General features: G+C 42.2%; 19 protein-coding genes. 7 read left to right on the forward strand and 12 right to left on the reverse strand.

All coding sequences use genetic code 11. The features are described 5' to 3' along the window. Positions 1–46: 46 nt before the first annotated feature. The 3 genes from ABYB02_RS00075 to ABYB02_RS00085 all read right to left on the reverse strand — a co-directional run bounded on the left by ABYB02_RS00075 (position 47) and on the right by ABYB02_RS00085 (position 4,185). Entirely contained in the window at positions 47–1,477 is a 1,431-nt protein-coding gene (locus tag ABYB02_RS00075; protein WP_372759786.1) for an amidohydrolase family protein, read from the reverse strand. Positions 1,478–1,627: 150 nt separating this feature from the next. Further along, on the reverse strand, positions 1,628–3,763 hold the full coding sequence (locus ABYB02_RS00080; protein ID WP_372759788.1) for a M3 family metallopeptidase: 2,136 nt from the start codon (positions 3,761–3,763) through the stop codon (positions 1,628–1,630). A gap of 212 nt (positions 3,764–3,975) precedes the next feature. Next, the gene (locus ABYB02_RS00085; RefSeq protein ID WP_372759790.1) at positions 3,976–4,185 is read right to left on the reverse strand and encodes a hypothetical protein; all 210 of its coding nucleotides are present in this window, start codon (positions 4,183–4,185) and stop codon (positions 3,976–3,978) included. 183 nt (positions 4,186–4,368) lie between these two features. Here ABYB02_RS00085 and ABYB02_RS00090 point away from each other — a divergent pair, with 183 nt between their 5' ends. Beyond that, positions 4,369–5,241, forward strand: a complete 873-nt coding sequence (locus ABYB02_RS00090; protein ID WP_372759792.1) for a mechanosensitive ion channel family protein — start codon at positions 4,369–4,371, stop codon at positions 5,239–5,241. Positions 5,242–5,277: 36 nt separating this feature from the next. Here the strand turns inward: ABYB02_RS00090 and ABYB02_RS00095 are convergent, their stop codons facing one another. Then, on the reverse strand, positions 5,278–5,844 hold the full coding sequence (locus ABYB02_RS00095; protein WP_372759794.1) for an HdeD family acid-resistance protein: 567 nt from the start codon (positions 5,842–5,844) through the stop codon (positions 5,278–5,280). Between the two features lie 390 nt (positions 5,845–6,234). Between ABYB02_RS00095 and ABYB02_RS00100 the strand changes: the two genes are divergently transcribed. The 5 genes from ABYB02_RS00100 to yegD all read left to right on the forward strand — a co-directional run bounded on the left by ABYB02_RS00100 (position 6,235) and on the right by yegD (position 11,951). Continuing rightward, on the forward strand, positions 6,235–8,499 hold the full coding sequence (locus ABYB02_RS00100) for a TonB-dependent receptor (protein WP_372759796.1): 2,265 nt from the start codon (positions 6,235–6,237) through the stop codon (positions 8,497–8,499). Between the two features lie 113 nt (positions 8,500–8,612). Beyond that, entirely contained in the window at positions 8,613–8,912 is a 300-nt protein-coding gene (locus ABYB02_RS00105; protein WP_372759798.1) for a hypothetical protein, read from the forward strand. A gap of 60 nt (positions 8,913–8,972) precedes the next feature. Beyond that, positions 8,973–9,629: an HAD family hydrolase gene (locus ABYB02_RS00110; RefSeq protein ID WP_372759800.1), complete on the forward strand. Its 657-nt coding sequence runs from the start codon at positions 8,973–8,975 to the stop codon at positions 9,627–9,629. A gap of 32 nt (positions 9,630–9,661) precedes the next feature. Then, a complete protein-coding gene (locus ABYB02_RS00115; RefSeq protein ID WP_372759802.1) occupies positions 9,662–10,504 on the forward strand; it encodes a DNA ligase in 843 nt (280 codons plus the stop codon). An 82-nt stretch (positions 10,505–10,586) separates the two neighbouring features. Then, entirely contained in the window at positions 10,587–11,951 is a 1,365-nt protein-coding gene (gene yegD, locus ABYB02_RS00120) for a molecular chaperone (RefSeq protein WP_372759804.1), read from the forward strand. Here the strand turns inward: yegD and ABYB02_RS00125 are convergent, their stop codons facing one another. From ABYB02_RS00125 to ABYB02_RS00140, 4 genes are all read right to left on the reverse strand, one after another. After that, a complete protein-coding gene (locus ABYB02_RS00125; protein ID WP_372759806.1) occupies positions 11,952–12,416 on the reverse strand; it encodes a methylglyoxal synthase in 465 nt (154 codons plus the stop codon). It abuts the gene before it with no gap. A gap of 20 nt (positions 12,417–12,436) precedes the next feature. Then, the gene (locus ABYB02_RS00130) at positions 12,437–13,069 is read right to left on the reverse strand and encodes a LysE family translocator (protein ID WP_372759808.1); all 633 of its coding nucleotides are present in this window, start codon (positions 13,067–13,069) and stop codon (positions 12,437–12,439) included. Positions 13,070–13,165: 96 nt separating this feature from the next. Next, positions 13,166–15,001 (reverse strand): S8 family serine peptidase, encoded by a 1,836-nt coding sequence (locus ABYB02_RS00135; protein WP_372759810.1) that lies wholly within the window; start codon positions 14,999–15,001, stop codon positions 13,166–13,168. Positions 15,002–15,293: 292 nt separating this feature from the next. Then, positions 15,294–16,484 (reverse strand): multidrug effflux MFS transporter, encoded by a 1,191-nt coding sequence (locus ABYB02_RS00140; protein ID WP_372759812.1) that lies wholly within the window; start codon positions 16,482–16,484, stop codon positions 15,294–15,296. Positions 16,485–16,665: 181 nt separating this feature from the next. Between ABYB02_RS00140 and ABYB02_RS00145 the strand changes: the two genes are divergently transcribed. Further along, positions 16,666–17,139 carry a hotdog fold domain-containing protein gene (locus tag ABYB02_RS00145; protein ID WP_372759814.1) on the forward strand — a complete coding sequence of 158 codons (474 nt, stop codon included), beginning with the start codon at positions 16,666–16,668 and terminating at the stop codon, positions 17,137–17,139. Between the two features lies 1 nt (position 17,140). On the opposite strand, the gene ABYB02_RS00150 is transcribed toward ABYB02_RS00145, so the two are convergent. From ABYB02_RS00150 to hppD, 4 genes are all read right to left on the reverse strand, one after another. Then, on the reverse strand, positions 17,141–17,626 hold the full coding sequence (locus ABYB02_RS00150; protein ID WP_372759816.1) for a polymer-forming cytoskeletal protein: 486 nt from the start codon (positions 17,624–17,626) through the stop codon (positions 17,141–17,143). Continuing rightward, positions 17,616–18,773, reverse strand: a complete 1,158-nt coding sequence (locus ABYB02_RS00155; RefSeq protein ID WP_372759818.1) for a M23 family metallopeptidase — start codon at positions 18,771–18,773, stop codon at positions 17,616–17,618. Before ABYB02_RS00155 ends, ABYB02_RS00150 begins: the two co-directional genes overlap by 11 nt. A gap of 141 nt (positions 18,774–18,914) precedes the next feature. Next, positions 18,915–20,228 carry a fumarylacetoacetase gene (fahA, locus tag ABYB02_RS00160; RefSeq protein ID WP_372759820.1) on the reverse strand — a complete coding sequence of 438 codons (1,314 nt, stop codon included), beginning with the start codon at positions 20,226–20,228 and terminating at the stop codon, positions 18,915–18,917. 209 nt (positions 20,229–20,437) lie between these two features. Continuing rightward, positions 20,438–21,484 (reverse strand): 4-hydroxyphenylpyruvate dioxygenase, encoded by a 1,047-nt coding sequence (gene hppD / locus ABYB02_RS00165; RefSeq protein WP_372759822.1) that lies wholly within the window; start codon positions 21,482–21,484, stop codon positions 20,438–20,440. Between the last annotated feature and the right edge of the window lie 253 nt (positions 21,485–21,737).

Here is a 21,737-nt window from a genome sequence, read left to right on the forward strand (position 1 = left end):
ACGGGTATGAAAGGGAGGGCTCAGCAAGCTAAGCCCATTAGTTGATTTACTGTTGTGAGCTAACGAATTGCTTGGCTTGTGCTTTAAGGTTTTCTAATGCAGCTTTATCGTAATAGCGATTGTGGCTGATCACCCCTTGTAATGATTGGGTATTACGCACGTTGATTAATGGATTGCTATCTAAAATAATAATATCGGCCACTTTACCAACCTCTAAAGAACCAAACTGTTGTGCTTTATCTAAAAAGGTTGGCCCTGCTTGGGTCGCACTGTGTAGTATTTGTTGAGGGGTAAGGCCATAGTCACTAAAAATAGCTAGCTCCTGATGAAGCGACAGCCCAGGGTAAATATAAGAATTTAAAAAGCCTGCATCGGTGCCCGCAATAATAGGCACACCCGCCTCTTGTGCCCAAGGTAGCAGTTGAGCGGTTTGAACAAAGCGTTGTTTGCGTGCTTTTATTTGTGCGGGGGTATCTTTATTTGCACGATCAACACGCCACTGGTAGGTGTCTTTTAAACCTTTACCTAAGTAATTTAAAAACTCATCTTGCTGGTGGTTATCTTCGTCAATATAAGCGGTAACTTGGCCGCCAATTAAGGTTGGTACAATCGCAGTGTTATTTTTGGCTAAAAGACGGTACTTTTTCATTGCGGTGTCTTTATCTATGTTATCCATCACAACGGGTAAGGCGCTGCGATAGCTCAGTTCACCCGCTTTTACTTTAGCTGAAATATCATCTTCGTTTTTAGCTGCCGCCTTGAGTAAATAAGTCATATGCTCTATTGCGTCTAAACCTGCGCTAGATACATCAGTAACGGATAAAGAAAACGGAATATGACCTGATATTTTGTAACCACGCTTTTTAACTTCTTTTACTGCTTGTAAATAAAGTTCTGGAGTTAATGCGCTATCAGTAATTTTAACAAAGTCGACATTCATCGCATCTAGTTTATCAATAGCTGCATGCATTTCTTGGGTTGTTTCAACCTCAAGATCGCCTGGCCAAATAGAGTCTTTACCCTCTAGTTTGGGTCCTGAGGTATAAATAGTGGGACCTATTAGCTCACCTTTAGTTATTTGCTCACGCCAGCTTAAAACCGAGGGGCTTAAATCAGCAGCCGCATCACGCACCGTAGTAACGCCGTAGGCTAAATATAAAGGCAGCAATTGTTTGTTTTCTTCAATTAATGCGTCGCCACCGCCAAAGTGTACATGCATATCCCAAAGGCCTGGCATAACAAAGCGCCCTTGAGCATCTACTTGTGTAGTGGCATGGTAATTTAACTTAAGAGCGTCATCGCCACGGGCAATAATTTTAGCATCGGTAATAGCAATAGTCTGATTGGGGATCACCACTGCATTTTTAATATCAACCACATTGGCATGATGAATGAGTAGGTCGACATGTTGTTTTTCATTAGCAAAACTCAATGTACTTAGTAACAATGAGAATGGGAGTAGGAGAGTGTATTTCATAAAGGCACCTTAATTTTTTATTAAGGTTAACATGGGCAAGCTAGGTTGTGAGTAAGTTTGAGTTTAAGTGTGTTGTAAATCAGCTAAAGTGTTTGATATACATAAAATAAAAGCCCGCGAGCGGGCTTTTATTAACGACATTATGGTTTATTAGTCAACTAAACCACGGCGCTTAAGCAATGCGTCAGTGGTTGGTTTTTGACCTCTGAACTCAATGTAGCTTTGCATTAAGTCGCGGCTGTTACCTTTAGACAGGATCTCTTTACGGAACTTGTCGCCATTTTCACGGGTTAACCCGCCATTATTTTCCATATACGCAAAAGCATCTGCTGCGAATACTTCAGTCCATAGGTAGGCGTAGTAACCTGCTGAGTAGCCCCCAGCAAAAGTATGGCTAAAGTAGTTTGATTTATAACGCGGCGGCACCGGGTAATACGCAATACCATGGGCTTCTAACGCTTGTTTTTCAAACTGTTGCACATCGGTTACTTTTTTATCTGAACCAAATGAGTGCCATTCCATATCAAGTAACGCGGCGGCTAAGTACTCAGTGGTGCCAAAACCTTGGTTGAATTTTTGCGCTTCAAGCATTTTATTAAGTAAATCTTGTGGGATTGGCTCACCGGTTTTGTAATGCTTTGCATAGTTTGCCAGTACCGTAGGCTCAATCATCCAGTCTTCGTGCGCTTGTGATGGAAATTCAACAAAGTCACGGGCTGTTGCTGTGCCTGCTAAGCTTGGGTATTTAACGTCTGAGAATAACCCGTGCGCCGCATGACCAAACTCATGGAATAAGGTAGACACTTCATCGAAAGTCATCAGGGTTGGCTCGCCTGCGGCAGGCTTTGGAATATTTTGCGCGTTATAAATAACCGGCTTCGTGCCTTTTAAGCCACTTTGGCCTACGTAGGCGCTCATCCATGCACCACCACGTTTACCTTCACGTGCATAAGGGTCCATGTAAAATAAACCAATAGCGCTGCCATCGGCATTAAATACTTCAAATGCCATTACATCTTCGTGGTATAGCGGTAAGTCTTTACGCTCTTTGAAGGTAATGCCGTACAGTTTCTCCATTGCAAAGAATAACCCATTATGGATCACCGACTGCATTTCAAAGTAGGGCTTAACAAGTGCTGGGTCTAGGTTGTATTTTTCGGCACGTACTTTTTCAGCATAAAAAGCCCAATCCCATGGCTTAAGTTCAAAATTTTCGCCAGAATCGTAAATAACTTTTTGAATTGCTGCAGCTTCAGCTTTCGCTTTTTCAACGGCTTTTGGTGCCAGATCATCTAAAATGCCGTACACATTTTCAGTGGTTTGTGCCATACGGGTAGTCATTACATAAGAAGCCCAATCTTTATAGCCTAATAGCTCCGCTTTTTGCGCGCGTAGATTGGTTTCTTTAATAATGATAGGGCCGTTAGTTTTGGCGGCGCGATTGGTAGAGGCTTTAAAAATTTGCTCACGGAGTTCGCGGTTTTCTAGGCTGCTTAAAATAGGCTGCTGAGTAGTATTAACTAGCGTGATCATGTAACCGTCTTTGCCGGCTTTTTTAGCTGCGGCAGCAAGACCGGCAATTTCACCGTCAGAAAGACCAGCTAATTTGCTTTTATCAGTAACAACAATCACATCTTCTTTAAACGATTTTAATACGTTTTGCGAAAACGCGGTCGATAGCTTGGCAAGCTCAGAGTTGATCTCACGCATTTTAGCTTTTTCGGCTTCGGTAAGTTTTGCCCCAGCATTAACAAACTTTTTATAATAAAAATCAACTAAGCGTTGATCTTCGGCGTTTAACGCCGCTTTATTGTCATAAATTGTTTGTACACGGTTAAACAACGCTGCATTGAGGTAAATGTCGTCAGAGTGAGCAGATAGCACCGGTGCCATTTTTTGGCTAATGCGCTGATACTCGTCATCAGAAATCAAACCCGATAAGTTGTAAAAGGCGGTAGAAACGCGGTCCAGCAACTCACCCGACAGCTCCATTTCAACTAAGGTATTTTCAAAGGTCGCAGCAGCCGGGTTGTTTGCAATAGCTTGAATTTGTGCTGTGTGCTGTGCAATACCCGCGTCAAATGCAGCTTCGTAATCTTTGGTGCCGAATTTATTAAATTCAGGTGCCATATATTGCAATGGACTTGGCTTAAACAATACATTGTTTGCGTTGATATTTTGCACTTGTGTAGCGCTCTCTTTTGCCATGTTGTTTGAATCGTTTGTTGTACAGGCAGATAATACAAGAACACTAGCAATGGTAGTGGCGATCAATGTTTTACGCATAGTAACTCCATAAAAGATGAGCCGAAATAGGCTGTGTGAGTCGAAAAACACAGTTAACTTACCAAATTTGCAGTTATATACAACAATGTTTATCGGTATTAAGCGGGGTTTAAACGCAAATAACGCAGAATTTTAGTGAAGGGTGAGCAAAAGTAGCTCTAAAAGTATTCGCGAGCTACTTAAAGTTAATAAAAGAGGAGGTCGGTAGAAAATTAATTGTAACCCAGTACAAATTTTTTATCGGCTTCAAAATTAGGCGATTGCTGTTGCCCGAACTGTTTATTAATGGATGCGATTTTTTGCTCTTGTATGGCCAGTAAAGATAAAATTTTATTACGATACTCAAGGCTGTTTTCAAATAAAGTCAGGTCTACCTGAGGCTGCAAAATAGCGACTCTTTGCGTTAACGTTAGTTGCGTCATAATGATATTCTCCCATGCAGTTACACTATTTATATAGCACTTAGTGAGCAATAAAGTTAGTTAAACATGCACTTTATGTTAATTGATTTTAATCTCTTAATAGTATGGCGTGCTAAACTTAGCAGACCCTGAACCTTATAATTTACGCATAAGTAAGGTTTATTAACTAAATTTGGACAATAAATGACATTAGAACAATTCCAGCAAATACTCGCCTTTGTACTGTTTAGCTATAACGAGGTACAAATCACGGTCGCTAAAATTATTCAAGTTCCACTCATTTTATTTACTTTATGGTTTGTCGTAACTCGCATTGGGAAGTTGATACGTCGCTCGCTATTAGCGCGTAAAATTAGCCAAGATGCGGTGCACTTATTTACGCGTTTTTATTTCATTTTAAGTATTACCATTTTAGTTTTTACCTCGCTAGAAGTACTTAACATTCCGCTCACCGCATTTGCTTTTGTATCAGGTGCTATTGCGATTGGGGTTGGTTTTGGTGCACAAAATATTATCAATAACTTTATTAGTGGCTGGATATTAATGTGGGAACGCCCCATACGTATTGGCGACTTTTTAGAAGTTGGTAACGCCAAAGGAGTTGTAGAAACGATTAATACCCGTTCTACCCGTATTCGTCGTAACGATGGCGTGCATATGTTAGTTCCTAATAGTCAGTTATTAGAAAACACCGTGACTAACTGGACGTTAATTGATCGCAATGCGCGTACTTCGGTGAATGTTGGGGTTATGTATGGCTCAGACGTGGAACTGGTGGCAGATATCATTAAGCAGGTTGTTGGCGAGCACCCGGCGATATTACCTAATTTACCCAAAGCGGTGTTGTTTGACGACTTTGCTGAAAGCGCGTTAATGTTTACTGCTATTTTTTGGGTATATGCCGAGTCTGAAACTATGTTACGCCAGGTACGTAGCGATATTCGCTTTAGCCTTTATAAGCAATTTAAATTGCATAATATTAAAATTGCCTTGCCGCAACGGATTATTCATATTGATGAAAATAAATTAACCCCCACGGCCAAATCGCATAGCTAAGCTGTATTAGTAAAGTGCTTAGACTTTAAATGAGGCTTAGTTATTCTGAGTCTCATCAATAGTATGCTGTAGCGTTTTTAACTTTAACGCGAGGCCAATCGCTAAGCTACCAAATATAACGGCGTAGGTTGCCACCAACCACAGCAAGGTTATGATGCCGGCCCCAGGATTAACGATTAAGTAACCACCAAATAATATTGAGATCACACCACTGAGCACTAATATCCATTCGTTACTGATTTCATGGCGTAACTTTTGTGCTAATAGAATTTCAACGGCACCAATTGCAATTGCCCAAGCGGCAACATAATAAAGTAATAATAACGCCGTTATATTAGGCGCAGTTAAAGTCACAATGGCGGCAATAATACTCAGTAAACCGGCCACTAACAGTAACCCCCAAAACGGATTGACATTTTTAGAGTTAATCGCCACCCAAACACGCAGTATACCATCCACTAAAAAGTAGCCGGCAAAAATAAGCAGTATCAGCTGTAGAGATGCTTCCGGTGCAAACCACGTTATTACTCCAAATAGCACGGCTAAAATACCGCGCACTAAAAGCAGTGACCAATTTTTGCTGAGTGTGCTAGTAAGGTTCATTTCTATCCTTAATAAAATAGTATTAGCGCATGAGTTAAGGTATCGCTTGTGGTGATTTTGGTCAACGGATTAATGTAAATTCCTACATGATAAATAGCGTTAAAAACAGGTCAAATGTCCGCTCCTAGTGGGTATTTAAGAGTTTATTTTGCATTTTTTTTTGCTCTGTAATTTTTTTATATTAATTGTACTTTTTATGGCTGTTTTATGACGTAAAAGGATATCAGGGTGTTATAATATTAACCGCTCATTCAGCCTCTTTAATTCGTTTTGCACTCTCGATAAAGAGGTCCGCGTAGCGTATCGCGAAAAATTGTTTGAGTCCGCTATGTAAGTGGCGCAACACATCAACCGTTGAACAAGAGTGCACTAAAAAGGTTAATCCTCGACATGAAAGCAATGAAAAGATCTACGTTAGCAACCCTAGTTAATGCAGCGTTATTCTCTGCTGTAGCAGGTACTTCATTTTCAACACTGGCTGCTGAGCAAACGCCAGCGGTAAAGAAAAATCAATTAGAAGTTATTCAAATTACAGCGCGTAAACGTGTAGAAAATGCACAAGAAGTACCCGTCGCTGTTTCTGCACTGCAAGGCGATAGCTTGGATGCTTACAGCTCTGCTGGTATGGATATTCGCTTTATGAATGCGAAAATCCCAAGTTTATCAATTGAGTCTTCGTTTGGTCGTTCATTCCCACGCTTTTATGTTCGTGGTTTAGGTAATACAGATTTCGATTTAAATGCATCGCAACCAGTATCGTTAGTTGTCGATGAAGTGGTACAAGAAAACGCAATATTAAAAGGTTTCCCTGTATTTGACGTTTCACGCGTTGAAGTATTACGTGGACCACAAGGTACATTGTTTGGTCGTAATACACCGGCAGGCCTAGTTAAGTTTGATTCAGTAAAACCAAGCCAAGAATTTGATGGCTATGGTTCGGTATCTTACGGTAGCCGTGGCGCAGTAGATTTTGAAGGCGCGGTAGGCGGTGGTTTAACTGACCGTTTATCAACGCGTGTATCGCTATTATGGCAAGATAAAGACGATTACATTGATAATCGTGCACCAGGCCATGAACAAAAAGACGTACTAGGTGGTTACACCGATAAAGCAGCCCGTATTCAGTTTTTATACGAAGGCGATGACTTTACCGGTTTATTTAACTACCACGTGCGCGACATGGACGGTAAGCCGATTCCTTTTTTCGCAAACTCAATTAAGCCAGGCACTAATGAACTGGTTGATAACTTTAAAAACGACGTGGTATACCACGATGCGGCAGCACGTGCCACACAACAGGTTGAGTCACAAGGTGCCAGCTTAAAACTTGAGTGGGACTTTGATAACCATACCCTAACCTCTATTTCGGCATGGGAAAGTGCAGAAATATATTCGCGTGCGGATATTGACGGTGGCTACGGTGCAGCGTTTTTAGATGACTATATGGGACCTGGCTTCATTCCTTTCCCTTCTGAAAGTGCCGATGGCATTCCTGACCACGATCAATATACTCAAGAACTGCGCTTATCAAGTAACTTTGCTGGTGACGTAAACTACCAAGTGGGTGTATTTTATTTTGACGAAGCACTGACCATTGAAAACTTTAGCTATGATACGTTTTCAACACCAGCAGGTGAGTTGAACGGTTACGTGCTGCAACAACAAGATACTAAAGCATGGGCGGTATTTGGCTCGGTTGATTACACCATCAGTGATGATTTAAAAATAACCGCTGGCTTGCGTTATTCAGATGACGAAAAAGAGTTTTCAGCCAACCGTACGCTAAGCCCAATTGGCGGTGATCCGTTATTCATCGAGCGTAACGTGAGTGATGACCATATTAGCTGGGATTTATCGGCTAATTATAAAGTAAATGCAGATGTAAACTGGTATGGCCGTATTGCTAATAGCTTCCGTGCACCGAGCTTACAAGGGCGTATATTATTTGGTGATGATGTTACTACCGCAGAAACTGAAACCGTTACTTCATATGAAACAGGTATTAAGTCAGACGTACTAGACGGGCAAGGCCGAGTAAATGCGACTATTTTTTACTACACTATGGATGACCAACAGTTAACAGCGGTAGGTGGCGGTGCTAACTTTAACCGTTTAGTGAATGCAGATAAAACCACAGGTTACGGCTTTGAGCTAGATTCTGAGTGGGTATTAAGCGACGAACTTAATGCTACATTTAACTTAAGCTATAACAAAACCGAGCTTAAAGATAACGACTTAGCAGTAGCTGTATGTGCACAATGTATAGTGAAAGACCCTATAAATGGCTCAGGTCTTGCTGTATTAGATGGTAACAGTTTACCGCATGCACCAGAGTGGATCTCTAACGTTACATTACGCTACACCAAAGAATTAGCCGAAGGTGATTTCTTTGTTTATGGTGATGTATCTTACCGCAGCAAAATTAACTTCTTCTTATATGAATCAGTTGAGTTTGAAGGTAAGCCACTTATCGAAACAGGCATACGTGCTGGTTATGCTTGGGCTGAAGGCGATTACGAATATCAAGTATCGGCATTCGTACGTAACTTATTTGATGAGCAACAATCAATTGGTGGCGTAGACTTCAATAATAATACTGTCATGGTAAATGAAGAGCGTTACGTTGGTGTCGAGTTTAAAGTTAACTTCTTTTAAGCTAACACATTAACTATGCTAAGCCCGCTTTAAAAGCGGGCTTTTTCGTTTTATATTGGCCTAATTTACTGCTAAAGTAGCGCTAATTAATTAGCTAAATAAAGAGAGCACAGATGGCTGGATTTTGGAACTATCGCGTTATTTATTGTGAAGCCACCAAAGATGAAGCGGCGCAGTATCAAATACACGAAGTAGAATATAATTTAAACGGCAAAGTTACTAATTGGTCTGAAACCGGTGCAGCGCCGTTTGGTACCACACTAGAGGCACTAAAAGATGATGCAGAGCGTTTAAAAACCGCATTTGAAAAGCCTGTATTAAAAGTAATGCGTAAAACACGCGGATATGAGTTAGTTGACGTTGAAACTGAGCAAGAGGCTTTTGCTGAGCCACCTGCAGGATTGACTGAATAATACATAAATTAATTAAAGGTGCTCAGGCGCCTTTTTTTAGCACTGTGTTAAGGAATAAAGATGACGTTTAAAGCGGTATTATTTGATATGGATGGCACACTGGTTAATTCAGAAGTGATGCATTATCAGTGTTGGAGCCAAGTACTTACGCCTTATGGTGTAAATTATGAAGAAGATGATTTTTGTCAACGCTTTGCAGGGCAAGCAACACTGCAAGCGGCCATTGAAATCAAGCAAACGCATAATCTAATAGTAAGCGCACAGTGTTTAGCCGATGAAAAATATCGCTTATTTGGCGACTATGTAAAAACGCATTTGCCCCCTTTGTTGCCTTATGCCAAACAGGTGTTATTAGCGGTCAAAAAAAGTGGCTTAAAAATGGCTTTAGTAACTGGCAGTGCGCGTCATGAAGCAGAGCCCATTTTAAAAGGGCTGGAGTTTTATGATTTGTTTGATGCGGTAGTAACAAAAGATGATGTAACTCACTCTAAACCTGCCGCAGAGCCTTACCTGTTAGCGCTGCAACAGATAAATGTAGCCGCTGAGCACGCCATAGCTGTAGAGGATACCTATACGGGAGTAACGGCCGCAAACAACGCCTTAGTGCCTGTGGTGGCAATAGCTAATAGTCATACGCAGCAGCATGACTTTAGCCGCGCAACACGGCAAATGAATAACTTAGCAGAGTTTTGGCAATGGCTGCAATCTCAACTATAGTTTAAGCCTGAATACCTTGCTAGGACGCAGCGATGACCCTTTCAAAATGGCTAATTCTGTTCAGTACACTATTTTTTTGTAATTGCGTCAGCGCTTCGCCGCCGCAGGTATTACTGGCCAATGTTTATGATGAAACTAAGCACAGTAATATTTCTGATTACTTAGTCAGTGAGAAGTTTGATGGGGTACGTGCCATTTGGACAGGCAAGCATTTCTTGACACGACAAGGTAATAAAATTACCGCGCCTACCTGGTTTACAGCGCCTTTACCTGATGTGTGGTTAGATGGCGAGCTATGGAGTAAACACCAGCAGTTTGCCACACTCAGTGGCATAGTACGAACGCACATACCTAACAATCATGACTGGCAAACAGTTAGCTATCAGGTGTTTGACATGCCGAATGCTAAGTTGCCATTTAGTCGCCGTTACCAAAACTATACCACGCTGATAAGCCAGTTAAATGCGCCACATATTCAGGCGGTTAAGCAACATCAATTTGCTAATAATCAATTACTAACCCAGTATTTTGAGCAAATTACGGCACAAGGTGGGGAAGGGGTGATGTTGCACTTAGCAGCCGCCAAGCACACGGTAGGACGCAGTGACGCATTATTAAAATTAAAGCCTTATTTCGACGCTGAAGCGACCGTGGTGGCGCACTTGCCAGGTAAAGGGAAATATCAAGGCCAGTTAGGGGCGTTGAGAGTAACAACATCGCAAGGGCTATTGTTTTCAATAGGTACCGGGTTTAGCGATGCAGAACGCAGCACACCGCCAAATATAGGCAGCACTATTACCTATCGCTATCATGGTTTCACCAAAAATGGGCTGCCACGTTTTGCCAGCTTTTTACGCGTAAAGCAGCCAGAGTAGCGCTCTATAGGCACTATATGAGTATAAATTAATTGCTAGGTGTGCTAAATTGCGCGGCCTTTTTAATGATGTCTGGTGATCTATGTTTGTTGGTTTTGATTATGGTAGTTCAAATTGTGCTATGGGTGTAATGAACGAGGGACACGTTCAGTTGGTGCCACTAGAGCAAGGAAAACATTATCTACCATCAACACTCTATACACATCATAGTGCACTGGTGGTTGATTATGTTGCCAAGCATTTGCAAGGTAGTGGGGAAGAGCAGGCGTTTAAAACGCAGCGCCAAGCACTGCTAAATACTTTACCACGAATTAAATCTGATCTTGATTTACAGCCCAGCGATGAAACTTTGTTTATTGGTCGTGAAGCGATTAGTGAATATGTGCAATTTCCAGAAGAAGGTTATTTTGTCAAGTCGCCAAAATCATTTTTTGGTGCGACGGGCTTAAAGCAAGGACAAATTAACTTTTTTGAAGATATTGCTACGGCAATGATTTTAAAAATTAAACATCGCGCCGAGCAGTCGTTAAACGACACGCTAACCCAAACAGTGATAGGACGGCCGGTTAACTTTCAAGCGGTCGGTGGCGAAGAATCGAACCAGCAAGCAATTGGAATTTTAGAGCGCGCAGCGAAACGTGCCGGCTTTAAAGAGGTGGCCTTTTTATATGAGCCACTGGCGGCAGGTATTGATTATGAAAGTAATTTAGCTGGCGATAAAAAAGTACTGGTTATTGATATTGGCGGTGGTACCAGTGATTGTTCATTTGTACAAATGGGGCCAAGTTTTAGAGGTAACAGTGAGCGCGATGCTGACTTTTTAGCCCATAGTGGTAAACGTATCGGGGGCAACGATTTAGATATTGCGCTGAGCTACTATGGCTTAATGCCGTTGTTAGGTATGGGCAGTACGTTTAAGTCGGGCTTACCCTTACCTAATCAACCCTTTTGGCAAGCGTGTAAAATTAATGATGTAAATTTACAAAGCCAATTTTACAGTGCCCAGCATCATCGCGAGCTAAGTGCGCAATTACGTGATGTTAGCGCCCCTGAACTCTATCAGCGGTTAATACATTTACAACAAAATAAGCAAGGGCATCAATTAGTGCAACAAGCCGAAGCGGCAAAAATCGCCTTATCGTCGGCCAATCAGTTTAGTTGTGTTCTTAGTTTTTTAGAAACAGCGCTAGATAAACAACTCACAGTGAGCGACTTAGCACAGGCTGTTGATGATAGCATTAGCCAAATAGTGAGCCTCGCAAAGCAAGCGATAAGCGACGCGGCAACCACCCCCGACGTTATATATTTAACCGGGGGCAGTGCACAATCGCCATTAATTAAAGCGGCGCTGAGTCAACATTTAGGTGCTATAGAGATGGTTAACGGCGATCACTTTGGCAGTGTTACCGCCGGACTCACCAAGTGGGCGAATATGCTTTATAAGTAACTATACCGTGATGTGTCGCGTTGCCAGATACTTTTCGTAATCGGGTAGGCTTCGCTCTAGCTCAGCATTCATAAATGGTGAGCTGAGCAGCATATCAGCACTCACTTCATTACACGCAACCGGTATATTCCACACCGCGGCTAAACGTAGCAAAGCTTTAACATCAGGATCGTGTGGCTGTGACGCCAAGGGATCCCAAAAAAAGACCAGCATATGTATTTCATGCTCGGCAATTTTTGCCCCTAATTGTTGATCGCCGCCCATCGGGCCACTTAAGAGCTGAATAACCTCAAGCCCAGTGGTTTTATTGATTAAGTGCCCAGTGGTGCCAGTGGCATAGAGCGTATGTTGGCTCAGCGTCGTTAAATGTTTACTACACCACAGTTTTAAGGCTGCTTTTTTGCCATCATGAGCCACTAAAGCGATGTTTTTTTTAGCCGGTAGCGATTGTATTTTTTGATCCATAAATAATGTTCTTTTTATTGTTAAAGTAATAAGTTGATAGCCAGGGCAATAAATACAATGCCGGTGATACGATCAATCCACAGTTGGCTATGGGGGTTATCCCGAAAAAATTGTGCAATTTTATCGCCAAAGTAAATATAAGTGCAGTCAATTGGAAAGGCAAACAGCGGATACAGTAAACCAAAAAAAGCCAGTTGAAAGGTGGCAGACGACAAGTTAGGGTCAACAAACTGTGGTATAAATGCAATAAAAAATAACGCGACTTTGGGGTTGAGTACCTCGGTCATCATTGCCTGAAACATCACATTTCGCTTTTTGTTGGTGCTCACGTGAGGCTTATCACAGTGCTCGGGCTGCGCTGTTTGTAAGGTACTTTTTAGCATCATAACCCCTAAATAACATAAATAGGCAGCACCCGCATACTGTACGCTTGTGTAAGCCAATTCTGAGGCTTTCAGTATTGCGGTTAACCCAACCACAGCAAAAAAGGTATGCACCACGCCACCTAAGGCAAAACCAAACGCACTTTGCATCCCCGCCGTGCGGCCATTAGCAAAGGTTTGTGCCATTAAAAAGGCATTAGATGGTCCAGGAGCAACAGCAATTAAAAAACTAGCAAATAAGAACGAAACTAAATATTCAGGGTTGATCATGAGATTTAACAGTAGGAAGTAAGGAGACTAATACTAGCAAGTTTATAAAAAAATAAAAAGCGGGCCCATTAGCCCGCTAGAGAAGATGATTAGTGGTTAAAATACAACGGTTGCATTGCTTGAACAAGCAGTTGTGCTTTGTGCTTCACATACTTGGTAGCTATAAGTACCACCGCCTTTACCGGCAATAGTGTCTGTATAGCTGTTATTATTGGCAGTGCTGGTTACTTTTGTACCATTACGATAAATATCCACTTGGCTGGTTGTTGCCCCACTCCAATTTAAATCAACAAACTTATTACCTTTCGACTTATAGCCATTTGCCGATAAGCTAATATCGCTTGCAGTCGGATCGCCACCACCTTGGCTTCCGCCAGCACAGCCATTGGCTGTTAAGTAGGCGTTTGCATCGGCGGCTTTAACAATACCATAGCCAAAGTAATCATCTTTACCCGTTGCGCCTTGATCTTGTGCCGTTGCTTTTAATGCATTACGAATTTCTGTGCCGGTACATTGTGGGTGGTTTGACCAAACCAGTGCCGCAAGGCCTGCAACCGCAGGGGTTGCCATTGAAGTGCCACTCATAAAGCCGTAATCACTGCTACCAATGTTTACGCTGATTGAGGTACTGGCAAGTAATGCTGAGCGATCTTCAAAAGCGGCACCAACTGCTGGAATGCTAGTATCATTGGTTTCACCTAGGGTACCGTATAGCATGCCAGCTTCGTTATTGATAATAACGGCGCCTACGCCACCTGAATTTTCACAGTTTGCTACCTTGTCATAAAATGACACCACACCACGGTCGATTAAACATACTTTTCCTGCCGCATTGCTATCGCTGCTTTCTGCCGTTCCCATGTAGTAAGCAGTTGCTGTTACATCACCAATATTTTCCATCGCTGATGAAGCATAAGGAGTGCCATCTGCGGCAAGGTTTGCAGCACTTGCTAAGCCTGCCGGATAGGTTGACAGCGTATCGACGCCACCCGCGGTGACTTCAACACAAATTGTTTCATCATTGGTCGCGTGTTTACCGCGGCCAGATGAACAGCTTGGGAATTGTGAAAAGCTTGCAATATCATTATTGGCGTCGTTAGCACCTATCATCATCACTGAAGAGTAACCAGCAGGATATGAACGAACGTTATTGCCATCGTTACCCGCTGCTGCAACTACTAAGCCACCGGCATTAGTAAAGTTAGCAAAGGCATTTGACTCGGTGCTATTTGAACCACCGCCGCCTAGGCTCATATTAATAATATTAGCGCCTGCTTGAGCACATAAATCAGCGGCATGAGCTAAATCAGAAGAATAACCCCAACCTGCTTCGTTGAATACTTTAATAATATGCATAGCTACACCGGGTGCCATACCGATAACACCTTGGTTATTATCGGCAGCGCCTATGGTGCCGGCGACGTGGGTGCCATGCGGGCCGCCATGTTCAAACCAATTACCGGTTCCGGCATCGTTATCACCAGTAATATTGCCCCAAATAAAGTCGGGATTGGAATTATCTAAGCCAGAATCAATTACACACACTTTCATGCCCGCATTGGCATCAAATGTGACTTGGTCTGCTTGAGATTGGTAAACAGCATAAGGTGTTAATTGCTGTTGCATTGGGTCGCCCATATCATCGCTATATTGCGCAAAAGGGACGCGTTTATTATCTTCTTCTATCAGGGTGATGTGGGGGTTATTCAATAACCCTTTAACACTGGCTAAATCGTGGCCGCTAAATTGCGCAGCAATAAAACCGTTACCGTCAACTTTAATCGTTGCGCCTAACTTTTTAGCTAAGGCTTTTACTACGCCTTTTTTGCTATTGTCTACTTGAATAATATAACGATCATTGTCTGCATACGCATTGCCTGCTGTACATATACCGCTTAACAAAAGTGCTAGTGCTAATTTATTTTTATTCATCTTTTACAATCTCACTGTTATGTTTGTTATGTCACTGCTACGTTAATATAGTGTTGCATAAATAACAAGAAAAGATTAATGAAAGATGTGAATGAATGTAAATCAATGATTTTTACTCATTTTAATTATTGCAAATAATGTGAGGTTGATGTTTTGGCAATAATAGCAGTTTATAGTGAGCAGGCGGGATAGCGGCTGGGAGCGTCGTTTAGTATTGCTTTTAGTTCATTTAGCAGGCTATTTTGCATTAAAACTGGAGCACGCTGTTTGAATGCAAAATAGCGATATTTAATTAACCCTGTGGGTGCAAAGCTTGGCCTCTTTTTGTTATTAAAATGAGCCATAAGGGCAGCAATAATAATAAATGAAAGGCGATTAGCCAAGGTGTGCTTAAGCCTAAATACTGCGTCGCAAATACCAGTACACTGGCGCCACTCATTTGCATGGCACCAAGTAGTGCAGACGCGGTACCAGCTTGTTTTGCAAAGCGCGACAACGCCATGCCCGCCGCAGAGCCCAAGCTTAAAGCAAAACCCAGTGCCGCAATTAGCATGGGCAGCATCATTGCTAAGGCGGTGTGTATATGGCTGAGCGCGAGCATTAACAAGCCCGAAAAAATTAACAAACCCACTCCAAGACGTAGCGCATTCTGGCTATTATTTTTTATATACAGCGGAGCAATAAAGCTAGCCACTATGCTAAATACCGCATTGAGGGTGAACCAAAAGGTAAAATCAGTCACCGTACCGCCTAAATGAGTTATCAACCAGCCTGGCGCGAGGGTTACATACACTAGAATTGCCGACATGGCGATCATACACAGCAAACTATTAAACAAAAAAATCGGTGAGCTAATGATAGGCAAAAAACGCCGTAAATCGAGTATATGGCCTTGGTAATGGCTATCTTCAGGACGGGTTTCTTTAAACAGTGACAGCACCACGACTAAGCCAATTAGCGCAAACAAGGTTAAAAATAAAAAATTCATTCGCCAGCCAAACTGAAGCGTTAACCACGCCCCTAAAATGGGTGCTAATGCCGGTATAAAGCAAATAATGCCATTTAGGTAGGTGATCATTTGGCCACTACGCTGTGGCCCAAATTTGTCGCGCACGATGGCAAACGCCACTACAAATGTGGCACAAGCGCCAAGGCCTTGCAGTGCGCGTGCTAATAACAAAACGTTAAATGAGGGGGCATAATAAGCTAACAGCGCTGAGCCTGCATATAGGCTAATACCAATTACCGCCACTGGTTTGCGGCCAAACTTGTCCGCCAATGGCCCTGCAATGAGTTGTCCTAACCCAACGGTAAGCATAAAAATAGCCACACTTTGCTGTACGTGTTGTTCAGACACCGAAAATTGCTCAGCAATAGTTGGAAAAGCAGGTAAGTAAATATCGATTGCCATTGGGCAAAAAATAACGAGTAGCGCTAAGATCAGTAACAACATTAAGTTTGGTTTAGCGGGCTGTGTTTGCATTGGTTCTCCTTTTGCGCGTATTTTAGGTGGGCACTGCTAAAAAAGAAAGGCCTTATGACCCTAGTACCGAGAGGATTACTACTTTTTAATTAAAATACGTGTAAGCAAAGGGGGGGAGAGCTGCTTTTGCAAGCTGGTCAGATGTGTTAGTTTAAGCCAAGTTTAATGATGGAAAATTATAATGAGTAATAAAACGTCACTTTTAAGTGTTTGGCATCGGGTTAAAACGTTACCTTTGGGTCGTTGGCTATTTACGAAAGCGGTGTGTTTTAAAGCCCCTTACTTTGGCTCTATGAAGCCTTATATACTGGAATTGCGAGCGGGATATTGTAGTGCGCGGGTAAAAAATAGACGCCGAGTGCATAATCATATCGGCACAATACACGCTATTGCGCAATGTAACTTAGCCGAATTGTGCGCTGGTGTGATGGTGGATGCCACCGTACCGGCTACAACCCACCGTTGGATCCCCAAAGGCATGACAGTGCAGTACTTAGCTAAGGTTGATACTGATGTTACCGCTATTGCTGAGATTGCGTTACCGCATCAATGGCAAGATAAGGAGGATCTTGTGGTGCCGGTAAAGCTTTATAATACCCGCAATGAATTGGTGTTCACTGCGGATATTACTATGTACATTACCGCTAAAAAGTAACTTAGCTTTGATCTGTGGCCGGTTTGTTGACAAATGACAAGCCGCTGTCGTCCTCGTCAAATAATGTTTTTACGTCATCTACCGACTTTAGTTCTTCGCTTGTTGCGGTTAGGCTTTCTTGTTCAAAGCGTTGCTTTAAATTACCTTCAATGGTGGCACCGGCTTCTATGCTCAGTGAATCATGAAAAATATCACCATGCAGATGGGCACTATTTTTTATAGTGACTTCACTGGCATTCAGTGAGCCAATAATTTTGCCTTTGACAATAATGCTTTTGGCCTCAACAATACCTTCAACAACGCCACTGGCACCAATGACTAAGTGTGCAGCTTTAATGTCGCCGTCAATACGGCCATCTAGCTGAACTTCACCTTGGCTGGTCAATGAGCCGGTAATGCGCATATCTTGTGAAATAATCGAAGGGGTATTATTAACACGCGCTATAGAGGCGTTATTGTTTACTTGCTTTTTTTTATTACCAAACACGAGAAAGCGCCTTTGTTATTTTAAGAGGGTTGACATGCTCACCATCAATGAGCACTTCATAATGTAAATGAGTGCTGGTACTGCGACCTGTGCTACCCATTAAACCAATCACATCATGCTTATTGACAGTTTGCCCTTTTTTAACGTTAATTTTATTTAAATGACCGAAACGAGTCACTAAGCCATTTTTATGTTCTAGCTCAATAAAGTTACCATATCCGCCGTTACGCCCAGCACGCAGTACTGTGGCATCTGCTGGGGCAAATATTTCGGTTTTATGCCAGCCCGCCAAATCAACGCCTTTATGGAACGCACGGCGGTTGTTCATCGGATCTTTACGCAGCCCAAAATTACTTGAAATATAATATTTAGCCGCAGGCAATGGCAAGGTGTTAGGTAGCTCACTTAAAAAACTTTCTAGAGTGTTAAGTTGCAGTAACTTATCGGCAACAGCTAAAAAGGCGCTCGGAATTTTAGTTTCATCAAACATGTCTAACGGGCCACCTTGTGCCACACTGGTGTCGCTTAAGGCTAAATGTTGTTCAAGCGCTGATTCAAGTCCCGCGCCTTTTAACATGGCTAAAATGGCTTGATGACGCAAGTTAATTTGCTGCTCTAGTAAAGCAAAGTTTTGTTGGTAATGTTGATTTAATTGCGCGTAACGCTCAGCAAAAGCGTTTTCGCTCAGGTGTACATGTTTATCAAGCGGCACTTCATCAACTAAAGGTTCATGAAACTCGTCCTGATCTTCCTCAAAAGGTGAGCTAAGCTCATCTTCGCTGAGTACATCTTTACTAATCGAAGCCGGTAATGACTCAATCATGCTTTGTAGCAAAGCTTGTTTTTGTTCTAACTCGGCTAATTGTTCAGCTTGTTGCGCGTGCAACGCTTGTTGTTTGCTAGCCTGCTGCTGCCACAATTTTTGTTCATCGAGCTTAGCTTGTTCAATGGCTGAGATTTTAGTTGTTTGGCTGTATACGCGATAACTCGAAATGCTCACCCAACTAAGAGTAATCAATACCAGCAACACGGCAAAAATTTGTAACCAAGGCGCTAAAACAACGTGCTTTACCTCACCATTTTGGCGGATAAGTAGTTGGCGAGGTGGAAAAAAATGTTCAAAAAAAGACTTTATAAATACAGGCATGGCACACAAATACTGGCTATTAACTAGGCTAAGATAGCAATTTGAGTTGAAAAAGCCAGAAAAAAATTGTAACTGAGAAAAAATTAAGCAAAAAAGGCGGCAATGTTTGCCGCCCTTTTTGCGCTGGCTTTATGTGCAAACTTACTTAGCTGGAAGCACAGTGCTTTCTACAAAACCAAAGCCGATACGCGCAAAGCCTTCTTTTTCACACCAACCGCGCATAATGACATTATCACCGTCTTCTAAAAAGCTGCGTTGCTCACCATTACTTAGGGTGATTTTCTCTTTACCACCGCGAGATAGCTCAAGTAACGAGCCAGCCTCTTCATGGGTAGGACCAGACTGAGTGCCTGAGCCAAGCATATCGCCGGGCATAAAGTTACAGCCATTAACGGTGTGATGGGCAACCATTTGTGCCACAGTCCAATATGAGTGCTTAAAGCTTGACGCAGAAACACGTGTTGGTTTGTGGCCCGCGTCGCGCATTTGCTGTGTTTCAATGCTCACATCCATTTGAATATCAAATGCACCTTGCTCACGGTTTGCTTTTGATTCTAGGTAGTCTAGTGGCTGCGGATCGTTTTCATCGCGAGTCCATTGTGTTCTAAAGGGGGCGAGTGCTTCTGTGGTAACAATCCACGGCGACACAGTCGAGGCAAAGTTTTTAGCTAAAAATGGACCTAATGGCTGGTATTCCCACGCTTGTAGATCGCGCGCCGACCAATCATTAAAAACACAGAAACCAAAGACGTGATTTTCAGCATTTTCAATCGCAATAGCATCACCCATAGCGTTACCTTTACCTAAATAAATGCCTAGCTCTAGCTCATAATCAAGGCGTTTACACGGGCCAAGTGATGGCGCATCGGCATCGGGTGCTTTAGTTTGACCATTAGGGCGGTGAAATTGTTGCCCCGATACACCAATAGAGGATGAACGGCCATGATAGCCAATCGGTACCCATTTATAGTTTGGCAATAACGGGTTGTCTGGGCGGAATAAGCTACCTACAGCAGTGGCATGGTAAATCGAAGTGTAAAAGTCGGTGTAGTCACCAATATGACACGGTAATGCAAATTCAATCTCAGCTTGTGGAATAAGTGCTTGTGCTAACTGCGCTTGGTGCTCAGAGCCGGTGCGCAATGCTCTAGACAAGGCTAGACGCAGTGCAGACCAATATTGCTGACCTAAACCCATAAATTCATTAAGGGTTTCTTTACTTGCAGCCGTTACAGCGGTTTGTGCATCGCCACTAAATAGCGCCAGTTCATTGAGTTTAGCTAAATCGATAACTTGATCGCCAATCGCAACAGCACCGCGAAAAGCCTCGTTGCTGTTTTTACGACGCACTTCAGCAAAAGGAAGGTTTTGAATTGGGAAGTCGCAATTAGCTACGTTAGCTGAGTCTACCCAGCTAGTTAAATTTATATCGTGGGTTTCATTTATTAAACTCATTACATTTCCTTTGGTTTAGTTGGTCGTGCCGTTCAGTATAAATATCAATTTATTAAATAAGTCGAGCGCTGTAAATACAGTGCACAGTACTCACTTATATGGTGATGAACAACACGATTTAAACAGACAGCGCACAATAGGCGCTCATTATCAGGGTAAAACGACAAAAAGCAGCGAGTTACGCTGCTTTTTAATGGTGTCAAATGGACTTATAAAACGCCGCGGCGCTCTTGGTCACGCTCAATTGATTCAAATAACGCTTGGAAGTTACCTTCACCAAAGCCGCCGTCATCAACACGTTGGATCATTTCGATAAAGATAGGGCCAAACAAGTTCTTAGAGAAAATTTGCAGTAGGTAGCAATTCTCACTTTGGCTATCGACCAGTATTTGATGCTCACGAATTTTGTCTTTGTCTTCTTTAACCCAAGGTACACGGTCAAAAATAGTCTCGTAATACTCAGGAATAATATCCAAAGTGGCAATAGTCGACTTATCCAACTTATCCAGTGAGCTTACTAAGTCATTGGTTAAGAATGCTAAATGCTGTACACCCGGGCCATTATATTCGCCAAGATATTCATCGATTTGGTTATTGTCGTTGCCTTTCCCTTCGTTAATTGGAATAGAGAAGGTGCCACAGGGTGACTTAAGGGCATACGAAATTAACGCCGTTTTTTGGCCTTTAATGTCAAAGTAGCGCACTTCACTAAAACCAAATACGTCTTTATAAAAGTTAGCCCATGTTTCCATGGTGCCTTTGTAAACATTGTTGGTTAAGTGGTCGATACGAATAAAGCCTTTATCTTCAACAATGTTTTGCTGTTCTAAATCTTCAAAATCTTGTGCGTAAATAGAGCCTTTGTCACCAAATTGCTCAATAAAGTAAATTAAGCTATCACCAATACCGTAAATAGCTGGGTAAGGTAAATCTTTATTGGCCGAGTCGGTAGCAGGTTTTGCACCACGCTCCACAGCAATATCAAACGCTTTTTGGGCATTTTCTACGCGCCAACCCATAGAGCAAATAGCAGGGCCATGATCTTTGGCGAACTGGGCTGAAAAACCTTCACGTTCGTTATTTAATAAAAAATGAATATCATTTTGGTTGTAATAAACAATGTCTTTACCTTTGAATTTTTTTAGCTTTGAGAAGCCAAAATCAGTAAACACTTTGTCCATGTAATCGGCATCTGGTGTTGCATATTCTGTAAATTCAATACCAACCAAACCTAAAGGGTTATTTACTTCACTCATTTTCATTACTCCCGCAATAAAGTACTGCGCTTATTTGTTGTCGTATTACGGTAGATGATTAACCAGATTAACAGTTTGGGGAAGGGGGCGTTGTTATTTAGTAAATGGCGCGTGTGTACATTTTATAGGACGGTTAGCAGTTGGTTACTTTTTTGTAGTGCAGTTAAAATGAGCAACGCGCTATTATGATTTGACAAGACAGTGTTTGTTTTATTCAAGTTATTGATTTATATTTATTTTAAATGCAAATAAC

The sequence above is a fragment of the Pseudoalteromonas sp. genome, from assembly GCF_041613455.1.
Lineage (GTDB): Bacteria > Pseudomonadota > Gammaproteobacteria > Enterobacterales > Alteromonadaceae > Pseudoalteromonas.